We start from the raw sequence: 20,615 nt of genomic DNA on the forward strand, positions 1-20,615 counted from the left end.
GCTCTCAGTCGTGGATCGGAGCGCTGGCTTCTACGTCGCGCAGGGAGATCATGGGGCGGTCGGGCAGGACGTCGGGCGACAACTTCGACGCGAGAGCCGGGTCCTGCATGTTGGTGAAGTAGCCGCCCAGCCAGATGCGGATCTCGTCCCGCAACAACTCGTCGACGGGTCCCTCGAAGCCGAGTGCCGCCGCGATGACCTGTGTCTCCGACGCAGCGGAGAGTCCGTTGTCGCGCACGAAGTCACGCAGAGCCCGCACGGTGGTCAGTCGCTGGTTGACCGCGCGGGGCTCCTGAAGGGCAAGGCGTCGCGCCTCGACGATCCCCGGCAGCGTCAGACGCAGCACCCTCCGGCTCCGGCGTGTGATCGGGATCGGCTCGATGAAGCGGTCCCCTTGGGTGACGAACGCCCCGAACTGTCTGAACACCTGAGCGTCCCGCTCGCGTCCGATCTTGTGCAGCACGTGGACGAGCCCTGGATAACGGCGACCCACGCGGGCGGAGGTCTGGATGAACTCCGCTGTTCCGAGTGGCAGGCCGAGCATCACCATGGTGTTCAAGCGACTGACGTCCACGCCGTGGGACAACATGCTGCTTGCCGCGACCACGTGGATGCGGTCGAAGAAGTCGTCCTGGGGCTTCTCCAGTTCGTCGAGGATCTGTCGGACTTCGTCGAAGTCGGTCTGTCCCGTGAGCTGAACGCTGTTGAGGGCGCCCTCGACCGTGCTGTTGCTGCTCAGGCTTCGCTCGGCGGCCTCTACGTCGTAGAGGGTGGATCCATAGATCACGTCGGTGCCGTAGAGGTCGAGTAGTGCGGCCGCGTGGACTGGTTCGATTTCGGCTTCCGCGCACACCACGGCAGGTTCGGTGACGAGGCGCCGCACCGCCTTCTGCATGACGTCGACCGTGCGGTCGGTGACGTGCTCGAGGGTGACGCCTCGAGGGGCCACGGCGACGAATCGTCGGAGCGGTTGCGGCGTGGGTCGACTCCAGAACGACTCGCCCGTCCTGGGGCCGGGTTGCGGGAACACTCTGCCGCGGCGGCGGTAGAGGACCTCCACTTGTCGCTGGTAACCGGTGAGAGTCGCACTGGATGCGATCACCTTGCTCGGTGGCCCCTGGAGATCTTGCTGGAGGTGATCCAGAAGGCTCTCGTAGTGGCTGTCGACCGCTCCCAGGCTGTCCCGCAACAAGTGCAGTTCGTCCTGCAGTCGGAGGGTGGGAGCGAAGCGGCGCCTCGGCATGGGCAGCTCGCGTCGTTGTCCAGTGCAGCCGGGGACCAGACAGCCGTTGGGACGGGCACTGCGAGGCGCGTAACAGTAGCCGTGCCCCGGCTCGCTGCAGATGCCCAGCGGTGGCCCGACAAGACCCCGCATGGCGGCCTGGAGACCGAGACTGGCGGCCTTGTCCAGCGTGCCGAGGACCACGGTCGGTAGGAAGCGGAAGACTTCCTGGTCGACGACGTAGACGGGCAGGGAGCGCTCAGGCCACGGGCAGTCGTCATTGGGGCACTCGTGAGCGAGGCGCCAGAACCTGCGGTCGAACCGCATCTTCAGGTCCCCCCGGCAGAAGGGGCAGTGCATCAGCACTTGGTATCGGTCGGGCATCCCCGGGCTGTCCGGGTCGGGGTCGTCGTCCGATGCCTGCGGCACAACCTTGTTCGGCGTGCCACCCTTGCCGACGAGAAATCCGAGGCTGATGGGGGCGCCGCGGATTCCCTCTCGCCGGCGCACCAACTCGGCGCCGGCGAGTGCGTCTGCGAACCGCTGGGTCTGCTGGAGCGAAAGCAGCCGCAGGGGGAAGCGTGACCAGGCGGTCAGACCGCTCGACTTGCCGGTGATCCGGTCGTGGAGCGCGGCCGTTACCAGCAGCCCCAGGTAGGTCTCCGTCTTTCCGCCACCGGTCGCGAACCAGACCGTGTCGACGACGTCTGCGTCATGGTCGACGTCTACGAGGCTCCCGATGGTCTGCAGGAGGAAGCCGATCTGGAACGGGCGCCAGTCGATGTATCCACGGCCCTGGGCGCTGAGCCCGATGGCGACGTTCATGAGCTCGAAGGCTCTGCGTAGGTCGGGGTCCTCTTCGAGCAGTCGGAGTCCGCCTTCCAGTCGAGACAACTCGGCGAAGACCTCGGCGGCTGCCTCGCGTGCTTCCGCGAGGGTCTCCGCGTTCCAGTCGCTGTCTCGGGCGCGGGTCTCTAGCGCCTCATCTGACCAGTGCTCCTCGTCGTACTCGCGTAGGGCGCTGACCAGGTCTCGCATCGGGGGAAGGCAGTCCTCGGCGAGAGTGGAGAACTTGAGGTCCGGCTTGGGGCGGCGGCTGTTCCAGAACGCCGGCCGATACGTGGTGACGGTGACGGTGTCAGTGGTCTTGAACCCCTGCGGGGTCTCGTCCGTCAGTGCGATGCCGACGTTGATGCCGTATGCCGGGATCCGGCGGTCGTAGCGGAACGAGTCGGGAAGCTGCTCGAGCTCGAATGGCGTCGTGTCCAGGCCGCGAACCTCCAGCCCGGTCTCGTACAGGTGTGTGTCCTTGAGGACGGGATGCTGTTCCGGGCTGGTGTTGACGAACTGAACGACCAGCTCCACGACACCGTCACGGTCCTCGACGTCCACTCTGACCTCGGCGGTCAACCCGTCTACTCCGGCGTCCGTCAGTGCCTCGGCAAGCTGTCGCCGGCCTTCGACGGTCTGCCCTGTCGGCTGGACCTTCACCGGCAGGCTGACCGTGACCTCGTCGCTGCGCGTCCAGGGACCACGCGGGTCGGCGACCGCGCCTGGAACGTCGCGCAGCCAGGCGCGCATCCGGAGCGTGACGTCCATGCTCCAAGGGCCGGCACCCACCGGCCGAAGCCTCATGCCGATGGCGCAGGGGTCGAGCCTTTCCCCACGATCGCCGAGAGGGCTGTTCTGCACCTCTTCCTCGCTGGCGAGTCGCCCCAGCCAGAAGGTGGCGCCGGGATCCACGTCGAGACGTTCCAGCCCGTCGCCGCGGCCAGCTGCGGTGACGGCCTGGTCGAGCCAGTCGAGGAAGCGATCGGCCGCGACGTCGAGCGGCTGGTCCTCGGGTGTTGCCATCAAGTGCTCCCTACCTCGCCAGCGTTCGACTGCTGGACCGTTCGTCTCGACGGGCTCGCTTGCGCTTGCCCTCACCCTCGGTCTCGTCCTTCGATGCCGGTGGGGGCAGCGGCCTCGTCCGTGAGTGATCGATCAAGTACTCGTACAGAGGCAGGCACTTCGGATGGCCGCGAAGGCTCGTGAAGGCCTTGCTTTGGATCTGACGGATCCGTTCTCGGGTCACTCCCAGGTCAGCCCCGATCTCGTCCAGGGTTCGTCCTTCTTCCCCGGTGTCCAACCCGAAGCGTTCGGCGAGGACCCACCGCGCCCGGGGTGAGAGGCCGGCGGTGAGCAGCGCGGCCACCTCCTTCTTCAGCGCCAGGACAAGCAGACGCTCCTGGGGATCCCCCCGCCCGTCCTGGTCGGCCTCGTCGGCGAGCAGGTCCCCCAGGGTGATGTCCTCGTCCCCTACTGGCCGGTCCAGGCTCGCGAGCCCGTGTCTCCAGAAGAGGAGGTCCTTCGCCAGTTCGACAGTGCACCCGAGCTCCGTGGCGAGTTCGACCGGCTCGGGTTCGCGCCCGAGCTCCAGGCGGAGTTCGGGAAGGACGCGGCGAAGACGGACGAGCTTCTCGTGGGCATGCACGGGGATGCGGACCAGCCCACCGCGGTCTGCGATCCCCCGCTCGATGGACTGCCTGATCCACCACGTGGCGTACGTGGAGAACTTGTTGCCCATGCCGGGATCGAATTTGTCGGCGGCACGCATCAGACCCATGTTGCCGTCCTGGATGCGGTCCTCCAGGTCGACGCCCGACAGTGAGTAGCGCCTGTGCTTCGCGATGGAGACCACCAGCCGCAGGTTGGCCCGAACGAGATCTCCGTGGGCCCGCTCTCCCGCGGCAACGAGGCGGCGGAGATGAGGTTGTTCACGTCGGGTGACGTCGGCGGCGGCCAGGCGCGCCTGCGCTTCCTGCCCCGCACGAATGGCGTTCCCGAGTTGGACTTCCTCCTGGGCGTAGATCAGGCGGTGCCGGCCGACTTCGCGCAGGTAGACCTTCAGAGCACTGTCACCGGTCGCCGTCCCCTCCGCGGCCTCACCCACCTCATTCGCGGGCCGGGGCTTCCTCGGACTGACGATCTCGACGCCGAGCTCGTCGAGCTGGAGGAGCACCTCGCTCGCCTGCGCCCCAGTGAGTTGTCGACGGACGACGAGTTGCTGCACCGTCGCTTCGTCGAGCTGCCCGCCCATGCGCAGCCAGTCGTCGTGGAGGTCCTCGACCGCCTGGGCAACGACGGCGTCGTCGTGCGACCCCGAGGTGCTGGTCGGCTCGGGAGGGATCGCGAAGGGATCCCCACCGTCGTCCCAGACATCCAGATCACCACCGGTCTCGGGTGCGCCGGGGCCCTTCGCGGTGCCAGCTCCACTACCTACGACCGCCGAGCCGCGAGACCTTTCCGACGGCAGGGCGCTACGCGAGGTCGTCGGAGCGGTCGACCGCTGGTCACGGGCGGCGGGAGTAACGCCAACCTGCCCTGGCGCTCCTGCAGGCTCGGCCTGTATGCCGACCGGCCTTCCCATGCGCCCCGCTGGAGCGGTCGCGACCGAGAGGGCCTCGATCAACGTCTCGGCGTCAACCGATTGACCGCGTAGGAGCCGATGCAACTCCGCCGGGGTTGGGGGCCGACCCAGCACACCGGCCAGTCGGACGATCTCTGCGCGCAGCTGCTCGGCGGCATGAGGCAGCTGCGGGCTGCTTCCAGCCTTCATCCCGCCACCCCCCGCTCACGACACCGACACTGGGGAGGACCATAAGTCCGCCCACCGACAAAATCGGCAGTCCCAAGGCCGAGATGACTCGGCGGCCGCCCGACGCCCGGCAGCTTCACCGGGTCGGGTGAACGTCGCGCCAGGTCGTGTCGGGCGCTCATGCCAGACCTCGCAAGCGAATGACCTGGGCGAGCTAGGTCGTCAGGACACCGACGAGTGGTAGAGCGCCGCCTTGATCTGCTTTAGGGGTCACGTGCAGTTGAATCTGTCCGGACGGGGCGAATCGGCACTCCGACGTCCAGCGCAACCGGTGCCGCCTATTGGGCTCACGCGCCCTCAGTGGCGGACCGAACGCGCAGCCGACCGACCGCGAGATCAACGGAGACGATGCAGCGTGACGGCACCGAAGTCGGTGGGCCACACCGCCCAAGCCATGCTCGACGAACTGGTCAGCGCAGTCGACCTTGCCGCTCCCAGCACAACGAAGTTTTCACGGCTCGAGACCTGGCTTGCCAGCTTGATGGGCCTGAGCGCCGACGACGTCGTGGTCGCCACCATCAGCAAGGCCGGGAACTTCAGCGTGCGAGCGAACCAGTCGCAGCGAGCTCGCTCGGCGGCGGTCTTCGTCGGTGTCGTCCCGGAGGCGGGCGAGGTACCCGCTACCCGAAGGGCGGCCACCGCCCGGGTCGAGGCCGGCCTCTCCCCCTCGGTCCTGCTCATCGTTCGTGGCTCGGGCGGTACCTGGGATGCCTCGTGGGGAGTCATGGAAAGGCACGCCGATTCGCAACCGTTCGAAGCGCTCCACGACGCCTTGGGAACCGAGGCGGAGAAGGTAGAAGGCCGCGTCGTAGACCAGTCGATCGCCGGGAGTGTGCCCCCTCCGACCCTTCCCGGCTCGGTCCCGGTCACACGCTTGGCGCTGGATCCTCGTACGAGGCGGATGCTCCGGCGCGCGGTCGCGAGCCGGCCTGCAGTGATGCTCGTCGGACCGCCGGGAACGGGGAAGAGTCAACTGGTCAGCGAGCTCCTCGCCGACGTGGCGGCCGACCCCTCGGTAGTGGGCATGGTGACGGGACACGAGGCCACGCTGGTCACTCCGGACGAATCCTGGACAGCACGTGAGCTGGTAGGTGGCGAGACGATCGACGACCAGGGGCGGTTGCGTTTCGTCCCGGGAGCGGTGCTGCGCGCCATCACCGAGGACCGGTGGCTGGTCTTGGACGAGGCGAACCGGGCCGATCTCGACCGCGTCTTCGGTCCGCTGTTGACATGGCTTTCGGGCCAACCTGTGCAGGTTGGCCGCACGAGTGGAGAACCTGATGCCGGCCCGATCACCCTGGGCTGGGGCGAGGCGGCGCAATGCGCCGTCTTGGGCGCGGAGAACCTCCGATCGGACAGCCCGGGCCCCGAGCCGGTGCAGTACCTCGCCGGGAGCGACTGGCGCCTGCTAGGCACCTACAACGCTCTGGACGCTCATCGAGTCTTCAAGTTCGGGCTGGCGCTGGGACGGCGCTTCGCCCACGTACCAGTCGGGGCACCGGACACGGAGGGCTTCCGTGCAGCTCTCGCCGGGCGGTTGTCAGTACTGCCCGAGCGTCTGCAGGAACAGGTCTCGGAAAGCCTGACTGCCATCTACGACGCCCATCGTGAGATCGAGGGAGCCGTCCTCGGGCCTGCCGCGTTCCTGGAGATTCCCACGTACCTGGCAGGCGAGGAGCCCGGATCCCCGAACGGCACGGAGCTACTGGCCGAGGGCTACGTGTCAGCGGTGGGGACGTGGTTGGCGCGGCTGGAGGAGGAGCAGCTGGACGCGCTCGGTGTCCGGCTCGCCGCGGAGGACGTGCTGGGCGCCCAGTGGGAATGGGTTCGCTCGCAACTGACAGCGCTGCGTTGACCGAGGCCCGGAACGGCCGCGGTGGCGAATCAGGGGCGAGAGCACCGCTGCCCTGGCACGGGCTACTGGAAGTTCTGAGTAGCTACACGGGTAAGGGGCAGCTGTACTCGGCGGTCGCCGCTGCACCCGGACCAGACGAATGGACCCCCGACGACGTCCGCCGCCGGGCTCGACGGCACCTGTTCGAGGACTGCATTCCTCTGCTGCGCCGGCTGCCAACAGCATCGACCTCGTGGCTGGAGGCGCTTCCGGCAGAGGTCCTCACCGCTCGGAGCGTCACGGCTGCCCTCTCTGGTCGCGTCGACTGGGCACGCACCCGCGTTCGCGGTTGGCCGGCGACGGGCTTCGTCACCCGGGAACGACGCCGGGTGCCCGACCGGAACCTCGTCGAAGTGCTCTGCTGGACGGCGGACAGGCTAGAGCGAGTGCGCATGGATGCATGCACCGTCTCGCCCCAGATGGATGCGGCCGTAGCCCGTCAGATCGACGCGCTGCAAGGAGCTCGCCTGCACCTGCCGTCGGGGGCGGACGTCCCTCCCGACCGCAGCACGCTGGCATCCCTTCGTGGTGCCGGAGCGCCGTGGAGCGCCCTCGCTCACCTGGCTGAAGCGCTCCGACAGGAGGATCGAGACCTCGAGCAGTTGGCGAGACGCATGCTGCTTCCCGATCCCACCGTCCGAGGGCGGCTGTTCCAGCTGGGATGTCTGGGAGTGGTCCTCCTCGCGCTGCGGTCGGCCGGCTGCCTGGTGAGGAGCCGTCGCCCCCTGGGTCTGGGCAGCGGGCCCAGTCATCAGGCTGTCGACCGACAAGGCAGGACCTGGGACATCTGGTTCGAGGGCGCGGGCGTATGGACGTATTACGGCTGGTCCAGCCCATATCGCCGTTTGACGCGTCCCTTGCCGTCGGCTTCGCAGCCCGTGGGCGCGGACTTGGCAATCGTGCTCCCCGGACAGATCGCACTCGCTGTGGAGTGCAAGTACACAGATGACCTGACCTACGTCGTCAGAGACGGATACCACCAAGGGATGACCTACCTGGCCGAGCTGGCCGAGGTGAATCACCTGGCCGCAGTTGCCGTGGTCGGTCCAGACGGAGTGGTGCCCATGAGCACCAGCACGTCGACGGCTCTAGGTTCCGCCAGCCTGATGCCCAGCGCGGCGCTCGCGAGCTGGGTCGTCTCCGCTGGATCCCTCGACGCCGTCTGAACGGGCGCAGAACTCCAGCGCGCTGTCGCGGCATCGCGAGTTAGCGTCCACCACGCCGCCAGCATCGTGCGCCACAGGCTCACCGCCCACCTCGCCAACCCGCCTCCTACCGAGATCTGTCGGTGGGGTGGGCGATGATGACGACGTGAGCGCATCGATGACCGCTGTCGGACTATTCGCGGGCATCGGTGGCGTGGAGGAAGGGCTACGACGCTCGGGTGCCGCAGAGGCAGAGCTGCTCGTGGACAACTGGGAACCCGCTCAAGAGGTTCTACGTGTCCGGTTCCCCGACGCCAAGCTCGAGGGCGATGTCGCTGACCTGAAGTCGCTGCCGAAGGTGGACCTCCTGTCAGCGGGATTCCCCTGCACCGACCTCTCACAGGCCGGCCGGACCGCCGGCATCACTGGCAAGGCGAGCGGCCTGGTGGCGCACGTCTTTCCCCTCCTCAAGCAGGCCGATCCGACCTGGCTGGTCTTCGAGAACGTCCGCAACATGCTCGTGCTCGACGGCGGCACGGCGATGCGCTACCTCGTCGGCGAGCTGGAGAAGCTGAACTACCGATGGGCTTACCGCCTGATCGACAGCCGCAGCGCCGGCGTCGCACAGCGTCGCCAACGAGTCATCATGGTCGCGAGCAAGACCGAGAACCCTGCAGACGTGCTGCTCGTCGACGACGCGGGGGAACCGGCCGAGGAGTCGTTCTCGACCGAGGCTTACGGCTTCTACTGGACCGAGGGACTACGAGGGCTCGGCTGGGCGCGGGATGCCGTCCCCACCCTCAAGGGCGGAAGCGCTCTCGGCATCCCGAGTCCGCCGGCCATCTGGATCCCCTCAGCTCCCAGCGGTCGTCGGATCGTCCTTCCGACCATCGAGGAAGCAGAAGCGCTTCAAGGTTTCGACCGGGGGTGGACCGACCCCGCTGAGCGGGGGCGCTCCAACGGGCCCCGCTGGAAGCTGGTCGGCAACGCCGTCACGGTCGGAGTCAGCGAATGGCTCGGAAGGCGACTACTGGAGCCGGGTTCGCACGACGTAACAGGGGCGGCCCGCGTCACCGGCGGGCGCTGGCCCAAGGCAGCCTGGGGCGCAAACGGCGAGGTCTACGCTTCCCCCGCCTCGATGTGGCCGATTCGCGCTCCGTACACCGGCCTCCTCGACACGGTCGACGTCGGGACAGCGCGTCCGTTGAGCCTGAAGGCGAGCAGCGGCTTCTTCAGTCGCATGCAGAAGGCGAAGCTGCGGTTCGACGAGCGATTCCGCGCGGATATCGCCGACCACGTCCGATCTTTCACCTGACAAGACCTCGTGTCGCGATCCTGAAAGCTGGCTGTCCAGTCGAGCGCAGCGCATCCTGACTATGTGCGCACCGCATGGACGCGAGGAAAGCGATGACCGACGGGCAAGGACCTACCCGAGCGACCGGCCTCACTGCGTGGTTGCGCAACGAAGAGCTGTTTTTCGAGCAACTAGATGCCGGGCACCAGTACGCGCTCTTCGTCGGCTTGACCCTCATTACTCGCGGTTTCACCGTGCAAGTCCCTCCGAGTCGTAGGCGAGAGAGGGTGGAAGACCGCCACGCCTGGGCGCAGGAGATCGACCTGTACGTCGGTCGCACCTGCATGGATCCCGACCATCACCACCATTACGGGCGTATCCCGCTCGAGGTGAAGTCGCGCAAGCTGGAGTTCACCTCGGTCGAGGACTACCCGCGTCCCCCGGCCTTTGTGGATACCAAGTCAGGGTGGGACAAGAAGGACCCGAAGCCCAATGCGGTAATCTTGGTGTCGCAGGTCACCAAGGCGATGCTGGTGATCCGCAGCTCGACGTCGGACAGATGGGGGACAGTACAAACGACGGACCGAGTTCGGCACATCACGGACGTTTGGCTCACGTGTCCGCAGGACGCAATGCAGAGCTTCGACGACTTCTGCGCGGAGCTACGCCAATACCTGGGGACGTGCCGCTTGTAGCGCGCGGCCTGAGGACGCTGGTGCACGATGACTGCACGCGCGGGAACACCCTGGCCGCCGTCGCAACTGCCTTGCGCTCAGCTGGTGCCGATTCAGAGCTCGTGGCTGCCACCGCCGGTCAGATGACCGTTCAGCGGGCCGTCGCAGACCACCGAGCGCTACTCCGGCCGTCCGTGACCGAGATGGCGAACTAGCTGTCGACCGCCATCTCCTACAGCAACCGCGGGCAGCGCGACGCTCTGCACTGCGACAGCGGGCCCGCCCCGGAAGGGTGCGGGCTTCGGCTCTGCCGGCAGGGTGCGCCCCGAACCGAGGAAGATCAGTGCCAGTTGGGGTCAAGGGTGAGGGTGGCGAGAGGGTCGCGCATCCATGCGTCGAATTCCGCCATGGTGCCGAACACCGGTTTGCCGGCGAACTGCCGGGTCACCGCGGTCAGCTGGCGGAGAGCATCGTCGGTGCCGGCAACGGCCAACGACTCAAGCGCGCCCGCCACCTGCGGCAGCACGGTCGTTGTCACGAACGCATTGCGCTCTGCGCCGAGAGCCTCGACCGCGTCGCCGAGAGCAGACGCGGTGAACACCGCCGCGGCGGTCTCAGCCTCCAGAACAGCGATGCGCTCCTCGGCCAGCCCTCTCTCCCGCGCCGCCGCCAGCGCGAACTGCGTCCCCTGAACGATGACCGTGGCCGAGAACTGGCCGACCAGGCCGCCGACGAGCGCGCCGACCACCGGCACCGGGATCACCGTCTGCCCCGCGGAGCCACAGGCCCATACCAGTCCAACCGTCAGCGTCGACTCGCAGCTCCGCGCGGCGAACTGGCCGGAGTCGATGTCACCGCGAGCGAACGCGACCCCAGCCTCGGCGACCCCGTACACCGCACGGGCCAAAGCCAGCGGCAGCGTGCCCCCGCCAAGCGCGTCCGGCAGGAGATCGGCCTGGGCCGCGACCCGCACCGCCTCACCGAGCGCGGCGACCGTTCCGCCGCGGACCGCCCCACGCGCGGCAGCTGCGGCCGCGGTGGCTGCCGCACGCGCCGCCGACGTCTCCCCCGCGCGAACCTGGGCAACCGACTGCGCCGCCGACAGCACCCCGGCGACCGCGGCACCACCAGCCGCGCCGATCCCCGCCGCGGTGAGCAACTGGTGCCCGACCGCCCCGGCGACCTGGGCGTCAGCCCAACCGACCGGATGCTCGGCGGCCCGGTGCACCGCGTCGCTCGCCAGCGGCTGGCTGTGGACGCTCCCGGCATGCAGCTGGTCGGTCAGATGAGCGCGGGCGTCCTGGTAGTCGGCATAGCGCAGCCCGTCCGGATCCATCTTCAGCCGCCGGTCGATCAAGTCCGAAACCGCCTGCAGCTTGTCCTCGGCGACCAGGCGCTGCATGCCGTCATAGGAGCCGCGGGCCACCCCGTTCGCGAGCTTCGCGGTGCCCTCCACCAGCTTCGCCTGCGCCTCCGCCACCTGATGCCCACGGTCGAGCAGCAGGACGTCCGCGGCCGCGGTGCGCGATCCGCCGGACATCCACTCGGTGACCGCGGCCCGGATGCTGGCGCCCTGCGCGATCGCATTCCGATTGAACGAAGACGCGTGCATCACCTCGAACAGGTGACCGGCCCGCTGCGCGGTACCGACGTTGACGTACCGCGCGGCTAGGTCCACCACGATCTCGCGGGTGCGCAGCGTCTCCACTGTCTCCGCGGCCAGGCGCCGCGTGCCCTCGTCGGCAAGCTCCCACAAAGCCGCGTCGGCGCCACCAGGAAGCAACGGTCGGCGCCGGGCGTCAGCCGCGGACAAGGGTGGCGGGACGCTCACGCGGCCAGCCCGATCAGACGGCGCTCCGCGTCCTCAACGATCCGCGCAGACAGATCGGTGACCAGACCGTCTTCGTCGATGAGCGGCGCGGCGAACACGTCCACGGTCGTGCTGACCAGTGCAACCATCACCGCCACCTGCTCGCGCTGCTCGGCGGTGTAGGTCGCGTACTCGCCGTTGCCGTCGATGAGCTCGGCGAATCCAGGCAGACACCGGTTGATTTCCCGCTGCAGCCTTCGCAGCACGCCACGCACCTGCTCGCTGCGGGCACGCGCCGCAGCGCTGGACTTCTCCGCGATCTCCAACTGGTCGAGGCCAGCGGCGACCTCACGCTGCTCGCGCAGCATCACGCGACCCTGCAACTCCATGAACACCCCCATTGCGACCAGCGCCGGCAGCGGCCGCAGGCTGGCGGGCACTCGCGCGGCCGCAAGGACGCGGCCGCCACGGGCGGTGGTTGCAGTGGCGCGGGAGAGCGCGGAGATCGCCGTACGGGTGGAGACCGCGGCGAGTTTGCCCACGGTGGCGGCGGCCGCCGAATCCGTGCCGGACTCGGCGGTCAGCCCACCGGCCATCGACGCCATGACGCCCAGCACGTCGATGCGCACCTCCCGCAGCTCCACGATCGGCTTGACCGCAGCCAGGGCCGGCTCGATGCTCACAAGTTCGGCCAGGTCCACGTTTTTCAACCGCGAGAACGCATCCCGGAAAGGCACCAGAGCGAACCGGTAGACCTGAGCCCGACACCTGTCGAGTCGGGCGAACTCGACCTGAGCCAAGCGCTCCAACTCGGGCGCCCGAAGCGACAGCTGCTCGTGACGACGCTGGTTCTCCTTCGCCAGCCCCGCGGCGTCGAAAATCGCGATCCCCACCCAGGCCTCCCCCGTGTCCGATCCAACGGCCCCAGTCTCGCCGTGACCCCCGACAGGTATCGGCACCTCCGGGACCCGCTTCACTCAGTGGAGCTGCCGGCCCTCGGCGAACGGCACGAAAGTCCGATCGTCAGCGCGGCGCCGCCGTGGCCCGTAGTGAAACCAGGTCCGCCCACCGGCATCGCCAGACTTGACCGGGCCGGTGACCTCAAGGGTGTCCCAGTCCGGAAGCTCGCCCGCAGCCATTTGCGCCCGAAGCTGAGCGCAGCCCGGCCGTGGCGCGCTCCAGACGTGGCCTGTCGTCCACGAGATCAGACGCCGTGGAGCTTAACGCCCACGTGGTCGACGACCCAGCGCATCTTCTGCTCGTCGATGCCGAAGTAGATCCGGCCCACTCTGTCGGGCGTGACGTTGTCGTCGATCTTGATGTGAGGGAGGCGGCTGAGCTGCTGGCCCTCGAAGTCGAACTTGTCGATCTTGAGACGACGCATGCCCTCGTCGTCGGGGGCGTAGCGGAGCCCGTACTCATCCCCGAGCCAGCTCATCAGGCTCTTCCCGAGCCGAGCCGAGAGTTCCCGCCACGCCGTGGCCGCTTGGCCAGCGTCTGAAGCATGTCGCGCATCCGGTCGGGATACGGGTATCCGGAGCGGATCCATGAGTCCTTCGCCGCGTCCGTGAAGACAAGGGCACCGCCCGTCTCCTGCTCCAACGCCGGCCACAGCTCCCGGAAGTCAGCCGACACCTGCAAGTCCTCAAGCCGCGGCTCGGAGTCGGTGGTCCCTGCGCCCGAGCCCTGCCATTGCGTAAGGGCCTCGAAGTTCTCCCGATAGGCCCGCAGTCCCACGTTCTCGGCCTCGAGCTCCTCGTTCATCTGCAACAGCTCGAGCACCTGGTCCCGTTCGGCGTCGAGCTGGCTGCGCAGCTCGCCCACGAGCACGTCCAAGTTCCCAGCGTCTGTCGCCTCGGCGACGCGGCGGTCCGCCACCTCCCGCGCTACCCGCCGTTCCTCTGCGCGGACCTGCTCAACAAGGCCGGTTCCCCGGGCGTTGGCCACCACGGACAACCGGGAGAGCATGCCGAAGATCTGATCGCTGACCCCTCGAGCGTCGCGCAGCTGGCCGCTCGTCCACCAGGGGTCCCGACTGGCGTGCGCGGACTTAGGCCAGAACAGCCGGGCGCCACGAAGCGGCACGCGCATTGCGACCTCGGCGTTGAAGGAGTCGAGCGCGAGCCAGGTCTCCAGTAGCACAACATGTGCCAGGCCGGCCAGCCGGTCAGCGAGCGCGGCGCCCAGACGATCCTCGGGGCTGCCGTTCGAGGTGCTGCTGACGACGATCACAGGTAGGCGGCGATCTGATGCGTCCAGGAATGCCAGGATGTCCGGGACGGCAGCGACCCTCACGAGTTGAGGCACCGCGCCGACCCGATCGCTTCCGTAGAAGCACTCGAAGGAGTTCAGCACCCAGGGCACGACCCGGGGACGGTCGACGAAGTTCAATGGGGCCGGCGCGAGGCGGGCCACGGTCGCGCGCCGCCCGAGCTCGACGCCGAACGCCGTTTCGTCGGCAGTCTGTGCGATTACGACGTCGCAGACGAACTCGGCGCCGTCGGCATCCGCAAGCGGGGTGCAGAGTTCCAGTCGGCAGGAGCGGTGCGGCCGACCCGCGACCGTTACGACATCCCGGCGCAGGCGCTTGCCCGCGATCTCAGATTCGCCGCGCAGCGTCAGGAAGTTTTCGGGAGCGGGCTCCCCCGCCAATGCCCAGTCGGAAACTCCGGTGACGACGCGGTCGTAGGTCGCCGAAGGCTCGCCCGTTATCCGGACCGCCACCGAGTAGATCGTCTGCATGCCGCGGCACCCCCGTGTCCATGAATGGCCAACGTGGGTGGAGCCCGGTTGGCCAGCCGGGCAACCGGGCCCGGCTGGGCCACCTAACCAGGAGAGGCCGACAGACTGCGTAGCGACATCAAGACGGACCAGCTATCCCCCGGCACCCCGCGCCGCGGTTGCGGTGACGACCTCGACCTGGACAACGGCCCGAGCGGGTCGTCGCCAACCTCAGACGCATGGCAACTCACCGCACGACGGTGACTTGCCTAAGCCGGGCGATTCGGGCCAGGTGCGCCTCTCGCTACCTCAGGTTGATCGACTCGTCAGAGGGGCCAGGCAAGCGGAGCAAGCCCCGCGAGGTCTCGCGCGCGCTTGTCGACATCCGCCTTGGTCCACGTCTGCTGGTCTACCAGGGCGGAGGTCACGCGGAATGCAGATGTGGCGTAGGTGGACGTCTTTTCGGCGAACGGCTTGTCTTCCAAGCCCTTGTTCAGCTGCTTTTCCAGGAGAGCCATGTTTCCCAAGGTCTCCACATAGGTCAGCTTCAGCGCGTCGCTCTTCGCTTCCGACCGCGGCATCAGGTGCTCGAGGGTGACCGTCCGGCTGCTCCAGTCGGGCAGCCCGTCCAGCGTCTCGCCCAACTTGGACCGCGCAGCGCGCTCGAGCATGGCCAGTAGGTACTTCGCTTTGGGGAGTGCCATGTTGCCGAACGCCCGGAAGTCGTCCATGAACTCCCGGTCTCCAACGATGATTGTGGAGAGGGCGCTGCGTACGTCGTCCTGATTCTTGGCCGTGCCATTGCTGACCAGCTGTGCCGCTCGGCTGAATGCCTTCTCGGCGACGCTGCCACCCAGGCGGCCGGCGAAGAGCGCTCGGATCGACCAGTTGGTCACCTTGGTGAAGAGCTTGGCTGCCTTGACCTTGTCGTCTCCCCATGTGGCGAACGCAGCCATGATCAGGGGGTAGCTGCTCTCGAGGCCGAATCGCCTCATGGCGAGCACCGAATCCCGCATGTCGAAGTCGAGAGAGTCCCACAGGGTGCTGTCCACGTCCTTGAGCGCCAGGTACGTGGCGCGGGCGTTGTCGAGCTGCTGGACGTACTGCTTGGCCTTGGTGTGGCCGGTGCCGATGTCCTCCTGGATGGCCTTGTACAGCTTCCGGGTGGTCACGTGCCCATGGCGGGACATGTAGTCGTAGCGGAGGAACTTGACGAACTCTTCGGGCTTCTCGAAGTCCCCGCTGATCTTGGTCCACGCCGCCTGCACGAACGCGAAGTTGTGCTTGGCCTGGCTGAACAGGTAGTTCTTCAGCAGGTCTGCTGTCGTGAGATCCGCGCCGCGGTCGTTCAGGGTCTCGAAGATGACGTAGGCCTCGGGGAGGTCGGACGCCACCGCGACGAGGACCTGGACCTCCTCGTCGAGTTGGGTCGTGATCTCGATGAGGCGCCGGTAGTCGCTCTCGCTCGGAGCGAGCTCCTTGAGGTAGGCGGTGCACTGCCGGTACGCGTCCGCGATGGGGGAAACGCCCTCGGCCGGCAGGGGCGCCCGCGCGAGCAGAAGGTCGTACACCGGCTGGTCGTCAGGGTTGAGGACGATGCGCTCGACCGAGTCCTCCGAGTCCAGGTCGTAGCCACGCAGGTACGTCTCGTCGATGTGGGCGGCGGACTTGTCCTTCTTGAAGTCCCGCAGAGCATCCCGGATAGCGACCAACAGAATCGCCGTCGTCGCAAGCCGCTGCTGACCATCGACGATCTGCTGGCGGGGACCATCCCCGGAGTTGGCAAACACGACCGTTCCAAGGAAGTAGCTCGTGGTCTTCCGCCGAGCCGTCTCAAGGTCGGACAGGAAGTCCGCCACGTTGCCCTCGTCCCACGAGTAGCTCCGCTGGAAGGCCGGAACCTCCAGGAGGCGATCCGCAAGGAGGTGGCTGATGCGGTCGTGGTCGAACTGCGTCGGGTCTGCCATGTCTCCCCCGTGATCCATGTCCTGGCTCGACGGCAGCGTAGTTGGGCGAATGCGCACGGTGCTGCGACTGCCTACTGGGCGTTGTCTAACCCCGGGGCGACAGGAAACCTGGGCGGCAGGTGCGCGCCTTGCCCGCCGGACGCCAGGTGCGTCGGCGCGTTGAGTCCAGCTGCGGGGAGCACGTGGCCAAAACCCTCCGCTTCGATGGGCGCGTCGGCCGAGCGCGCGCATCTCCTTCGGTCGGCTCCTCGATCACGGCCCCGTCAAGGCCGACCTCGGAGACCGCAAGGACGACTGTCACCATCCGAGGTTCTGTCCCTCACGGCACGTAGGAAAGGTTCTCCCCTCGGCCTGGCGATGGCCGCATCAGGAGCCACCGGGTACATCGGGCTGCGCCCTACGTGCGACAACTTCGATCACCAGCCAACGGAAGGTCCCGTTCGGCCCCTCGACGCTGCTGTGGTCGTGCCACCGGACGGGATAGGTGCCACTCAGCGTGCGGGCGTTACCCGGATACATGTCCCTGGCCCAGCGCAGGGTCCCGGAGAGCGTCCTGCCGTCGTTGATGTGGAACTCCCGATCGTTGCTGGCCAGGCGCTTGGACGGCCGCCACAGGTTGGGGTCGTTAGTCAGCATGATCGCCAGTCCGTTGTCGGCCAGCCCCGCCCGACAGAACTGCTCCAGCCGGGCGATGTCGAAGACGACGTTTCGCCGAGCCAAATCGGTAGCCGAGTGATGGCGCAGAACGAACTCTTCTCCGGTGATGTCATCTTTCCCGGTCCAGGCTCGCGTGAAGTACTTGAGTTCGACCGCTGTCCGCGCATCGGGACGGCGGCACATGAGGTCGAGGTACTGAGAACCCTTGAGGCCCTCTACCTGCCGTAGCGGCAGCTCCAACCGGATCTGTATGTCCGGATCGAGGGTTCGGACCGCTTGAGCGAACGCGAACTGGAAGTCCGCCTCGGAATGGAACACCGGCCTCGTGCGGGCCAGTTCCGCCATGACTGAAGCGACTGCGACGCTGCGGGCAATCTCGTTCATGGCGGGAGGATCGCATGGCCTCGGCTCACGCCCCTCGACAGCTCGAAACTGTCGGTGGTCCCCCCTAGCGTGCTCGGCGATGACTTACGCACGACACGAACGGGCCAGGGCGATCGCCTGGAAGAAGCGGACCGACAGTCTCCCGCCGGAGGCCAAGTTGCCGGCCCCCTATGTCGGGAAGAGTGGGGTCCCGAACGGCCCCGCATACGAATTCTGCCTGCCTCCCGGCCACGAAAAGCTGAATCTTCTCGCAGACGTCCGTCCCCAGGCGCTGACGTTGTTCGCCGAGCTAGGGGTCCCATGGCATGCCGGGGTGAACGGCGGGCCGAGCAACCACCTGCTGTCGTCGCAGGTGCAGTGCGTCAACGCCCTGGCGCGGATGATGACGGACCCCGAGCGCATTCGTCGCGCCTTCGGCGACCTCCTGGACATCGGGCACGTGCTCGAGATCGAGCCCGGCCGGCACCTGACGTTCGAGTACATCGGCCCAACGGACTACTTCGGTGAGGCTCCGGGGCGGCAGCGAGTGCGTGGCTCGCAGTGCACCAGCGTCGACGCGGCCTTCCTGCACGTCGCGCGGGACGGCGTCCGGGAGCTCGTCCTCGTGGAGTGGAAGTACACGGAGTCCTATGGCGCACGCCGCGTTGATCCCCGAAAGGACGCCGTACGTGCCGCCCGCTACGGGCCGGCGCTCGCGGACACCACCGGCCCCGTCCGGGGCGATCTGCTGCCGCTCGACCGCCTCTTCTACGAGCCGCTCTACCAGCTGATGCGGCAGCAGCTGCTGGCCCATCAGCTAGAGGTTCACGGGGCGGAAGGAGCTTCGCGGGTCCGCGTGCTGCACGTCCTGCCGTCGGCGAACGACGCCTATCAGCGGTCCCTGCAACGGCCCGAGCACCGACAGCTCGGCGCGAACGTCTCTGACGTGTGGCGCGTACTGCTGCGCCACCGGGATCGCTTCACGTCCGTGGACAGCTCGCTGTTCCTCGATGAGTCAATCACCTTGAGCGAGTACGTCGCTCGTTACGGCGGGAAGGTCATCAAGGACCCGGCGGAGCTGCTCGCGGTCTTCGAAGTCTCGGATGCGGACCACCTGGAGGACCTGCTGCAGTTCCACGGAAACGTCGTCCTCGACGACCACGGAATCGAGCTGCAGGTCGGCACCGAGGGATTCGGGCTGGAGTTTCCGTTCACAGCCGAGGACCTGACCGCTCTGGCTGACGAACTGATCGCCAAGGACTGAGTGCCAAGCGGAAGCATCACCCTTCGGGAGTGCCTCCGGCCTCGCTTCCTCAGTCGCCGGCCCCCACCGACCTACGGTTTGGATCGTGAGCGCAACCCAGGACGACGCCAGCCTGGCTCCAACCACCGCCGCACGTCGGCGCGAGGAGTTCGCAAGGCAGCGCGCCGACGCCTTGGCCGAGCAGGTAGGCGCGGCCACCAGCTCGCGACTGTTCCCGGGACAGGGCCGCAGCCCGCGCTACGCGTGGTTCAGCGAGGACGGCGTCCTCACGCTGGTCGTGGGAGATCAGGAGGGCGACGACGTCGACACGGCCCTGGCGATCGGGCTCGCAGAGCGAGGGGATCGCGCGCTCCGCCTGGTCCTCCCCCACGGTTGGCACGAACCCACGCTGCACCGGTGGCCTTGGTTGCGAGACGACTTGCCGCTGGAGGTCTGGACGCACGCCGAAGGCACGACGACGCGACACACCCGCCCCACCCGGGACGCCACGCTGCCGTTGGTCACCAGCGTTGAAGACCCCGCCCTGCACCTCGGCGATCGCACGGGTTGGGTCGAGGACCTCATGCGTTGGGCCGGCACCCAGGAGAACCTCGACCCGGCCCACCGGCGGGGCATCCGGGCGTGGCAGTGCCGCGGCCAGCGCGTGCTGCGCATCGAGCGATCGCGTCGAGGACTGACCATCGTGGCCGGCATCGACTGGGGCGCGACGTCTCCTCACGAGACGCCCGAGCCGCTGACCATCACTGGACCGCTCACCCCCGCCGAGCTCTCCGCCGTCACCGAGCGCGTGCAGGCAGGCTGCGAGCAGCGACTAGCCGGCGTGGCGCGCAAGCCTGACGAACACTGGCTACAGGCCGTGCTCCGCCGGCAGCCCGAGGCGCTCGGCCTGGAACAGCCCGTTCTGCGAGAGCTCCCCGCCTGGCGCCCGCGAGGCAGTTCGGGGTCGCGGGGTGAGCAATCCCGCGGCCGCGGCTACGTCGACCTCGTCGGGCTCGATGCCACCGGCACGCTTGTCCTTGTCGAGACCAAGCTCGGGGGCGACAACATGCTCGTCCTCCAGGGGCTGGACTACCGGATCTGGGCCGAGGCAAACCGCTCGCGCCTCACCGCCCGACTCGACTGCCGCCGGGACGTGCCGTTCGAGATCGCCTACTGCGTGGGCGGTAAGGACGGCGGGGCGCCCACGTGGAGCCGGCACGCCGTCGCACAGCTACAAGCCCTTGCTCCTGACCTTCGCTGGCACGTTCAGGAGGTCACCCACTGGTTCGATGACCGGCCGTCATGTCGCCGCGGGCCGCTGCGCACCTTCCCGCTGCCCGAGCTCTGACCGGGCGGCGCGTGCAGCTGCGGTGCCGGGCCGCGCCGGGTGCACGACGCCGTTTGTCTCCCCGTCCCCGAGCGGGCGAGAGCCCCTGGTTCTCGGCAGGCGCCCATAGCGTGATCGGTATGCGTCGTCGCGCGCCGCGCTGCCCGGATTGGACGGAAGCAGCCTCGCCGGCGACAGCGCGTGCTCAAGACCGACGCGCGCTGAACATCGCGAGACTGCTCATCACGCACATCCTGCGGCTATCAGCGCGCGACAAACACCTATCACGTCTCATTGGGCGACGACATCGACAAAGAGCGATCGAGCCAGCCGACCGCAGTGCGCCACCGAATGGTAGCGGCGCGTCTAGGCGGCCTCCGAGGGCTCAAGGCGTCCAGTTGACGAAGCGATGCGCTTGCTGAAGGGGTCAAGGGCTTCCCTGCGATGACCAGCCGACGCTTCAGGAATTTGTTGCGCGCAACTCGCGACAGCACGAACATCTTCCCGTTGTCGTCGTAGCGGATGATCGGCCACGCCCCCATGCAAATGCCCTCAGAGCTGACGGCGAATAGCAGTACGTCATCCCCCGCTCGCAGCTTTTGACGCAGAGCCGGCTGGGCCCTTACGCCCAAGTGTCATGCGCGTTGTGAGTTGTACC

Annotated in this window: 14 protein-coding genes; 6 read left to right on the forward strand and 8 right to left on the reverse strand. The window is 67.8% G+C overall.

Features of this window, described 5'->3' with window-relative positions; genetic code table 11:
- Positions 1–4: 4 nt before the first annotated feature.
- Together ACI79K_RS01770 and ACI79K_RS01775 are read right to left on the reverse strand one after the other, a co-directional pair.
- Positions 5–3,076 (reverse strand): helicase-related protein, encoded by a 3,072-nt coding sequence (locus tag ACI79K_RS01770; protein WP_456598792.1) that lies wholly within the window; start codon positions 3,074–3,076, stop codon positions 5–7.
- A 10-nt stretch (positions 3,077–3,086) separates the two neighbouring features.
- Positions 3,087–4,823, reverse strand: a complete 1,737-nt coding sequence (locus ACI79K_RS01775; protein WP_456598793.1) for a sigma-70 family RNA polymerase sigma factor — start codon at positions 4,821–4,823, stop codon at positions 3,087–3,089.
- Between the two features lie 394 nt (positions 4,824–5,217).
- Here ACI79K_RS01775 and ACI79K_RS01780 point away from each other — a divergent pair, with 394 nt between their 5' ends.
- From ACI79K_RS01780 to ACI79K_RS01795, 4 genes are all read left to right on the forward strand, one after another.
- Positions 5,218–6,717 carry an AAA family ATPase gene (locus ACI79K_RS01780; protein WP_456598794.1) on the forward strand — a complete coding sequence of 500 codons (1,500 nt, stop codon included), beginning with the start codon at positions 5,218–5,220 and terminating at the stop codon, positions 6,715–6,717.
- A 368-nt stretch (positions 6,718–7,085) separates the two neighbouring features.
- Positions 7,086–7,922, forward strand: coding sequence for a hypothetical protein (locus tag ACI79K_RS01785; RefSeq protein ID WP_456598795.1), 837 nt, complete (start codon positions 7,086–7,088; stop codon positions 7,920–7,922).
- 145 nt (positions 7,923–8,067) lie between these two features.
- Positions 8,068–9,216, forward strand: a complete 1,149-nt coding sequence (locus tag ACI79K_RS01790) for a DNA cytosine methyltransferase (RefSeq protein WP_456598796.1) — start codon at positions 8,068–8,070, stop codon at positions 9,214–9,216.
- A gap of 140 nt (positions 9,217–9,356) precedes the next feature.
- Complete coding sequence (locus ACI79K_RS01795; protein ID WP_456598797.1) at positions 9,357–9,890, forward strand: hypothetical protein; 534 nt, start codon at positions 9,357–9,359, stop codon at positions 9,888–9,890.
- A 319-nt stretch (positions 9,891–10,209) separates the two neighbouring features.
- On the opposite strand, the gene ACI79K_RS01800 is transcribed toward ACI79K_RS01795, so the two are convergent.
- From ACI79K_RS01800 to ACI79K_RS01825, 6 genes are all read right to left on the reverse strand, one after another.
- On the reverse strand, positions 10,210–11,577 hold the full coding sequence (locus tag ACI79K_RS01800) for a hypothetical protein (RefSeq protein WP_456598798.1): 1,368 nt from the start codon (positions 11,575–11,577) through the stop codon (positions 10,210–10,212).
- Positions 11,578–11,696: 119 nt separating this feature from the next.
- Positions 11,697–12,572: a hypothetical protein gene (locus tag ACI79K_RS01805; RefSeq protein ID WP_456598799.1), complete on the reverse strand. Its 876-nt coding sequence runs from the start codon at positions 12,570–12,572 to the stop codon at positions 11,697–11,699.
- A gap of 311 nt (positions 12,573–12,883) precedes the next feature.
- A complete protein-coding gene (locus ACI79K_RS01810) occupies positions 12,884–13,117 on the reverse strand; it encodes a hypothetical protein (RefSeq protein ID WP_456598800.1) in 234 nt (77 codons plus the stop codon).
- Positions 13,117–14,421 (reverse strand): hypothetical protein, encoded by a 1,305-nt coding sequence (locus ACI79K_RS01815; RefSeq protein WP_456598801.1) that lies wholly within the window; start codon positions 14,419–14,421, stop codon positions 13,117–13,119. The genes ACI79K_RS01810 and ACI79K_RS01815 overlap by 1 nt, the downstream gene beginning before the upstream one ends.
- 305 nt (positions 14,422–14,726) lie before the next feature.
- Complete coding sequence (locus ACI79K_RS01820; protein WP_456598802.1) at positions 14,727–16,367, reverse strand: DUF262 domain-containing protein; 1,641 nt, start codon at positions 16,365–16,367, stop codon at positions 14,727–14,729.
- A gap of 366 nt (positions 16,368–16,733) precedes the next feature.
- Entirely contained in the window at positions 16,734–17,408 is a 675-nt protein-coding gene (locus ACI79K_RS01825; RefSeq protein WP_456598803.1) for a hypothetical protein, read from the reverse strand.
- A gap of 79 nt (positions 17,409–17,487) precedes the next feature.
- Between ACI79K_RS01825 and ACI79K_RS01830 the strand changes: the two genes are divergently transcribed.
- Positions 17,488–18,651 (forward strand): PGN_0703 family putative restriction endonuclease, encoded by a 1,164-nt coding sequence (locus ACI79K_RS01830; protein WP_456598804.1) that lies wholly within the window; start codon positions 17,488–17,490, stop codon positions 18,649–18,651.
- Positions 18,652–18,736: 85 nt separating this feature from the next.
- Complete coding sequence (locus tag ACI79K_RS01835; protein ID WP_456598805.1) at positions 18,737–19,978, forward strand: hypothetical protein; 1,242 nt, start codon at positions 18,737–18,739, stop codon at positions 19,976–19,978.
- Positions 19,979–20,615 lie beyond the last annotated feature (637 nt).

The organism is Blastococcus sp. SYSU DS0616 (assembly GCF_054051015.1).

What these genes read in the sequence shown, in the direction of transcription:
- ACI79K_RS01810 (WP_456598800.1), bottom strand. Translation starts at nt 13,117, where the DNA reads ATGAGCTGGCTCGGGGATGAGTACGGGCTCCGCTACGCCCCCGACGAC.
- ACI79K_RS01815 (WP_456598801.1), bottom strand. Translation starts at nt 14,421, where the DNA reads ATGCAGACGATCTACTCGGTGGCGGTCCGGATAACGGGCGAGCCTTCG.
- ACI79K_RS01770 (WP_456598792.1), bottom strand. Translation starts at nt 3,076, where the DNA reads ATGGCAACACCCGAGGACCAGCCGCTCGACGTCGCGGCCGATCGCTTC.
- ACI79K_RS01775 (WP_456598793.1), bottom strand. Translation starts at nt 4,823, where the DNA reads ATGAAGGCTGGAAGCAGCCCGCAGCTGCCTCATGCCGCCGAGCAGCTG.
- ACI79K_RS01830 (WP_456598804.1), top strand. Translation starts at nt 17,488, where the DNA reads ATGACTTACGCACGACACGAACGGGCCAGGGCGATCGCCTGGAAGAAG.
- ACI79K_RS01820 (WP_456598802.1), bottom strand. Translation starts at nt 16,367, where the DNA reads ATGGCAGACCCGACGCAGTTCGACCACGACCGCATCAGCCACCTCCTT.
- ACI79K_RS01825 (WP_456598803.1), bottom strand. Translation starts at nt 17,408, where the DNA reads ATGAACGAGATTGCCCGCAGCGTCGCAGTCGCTTCAGTCATGGCGGAA.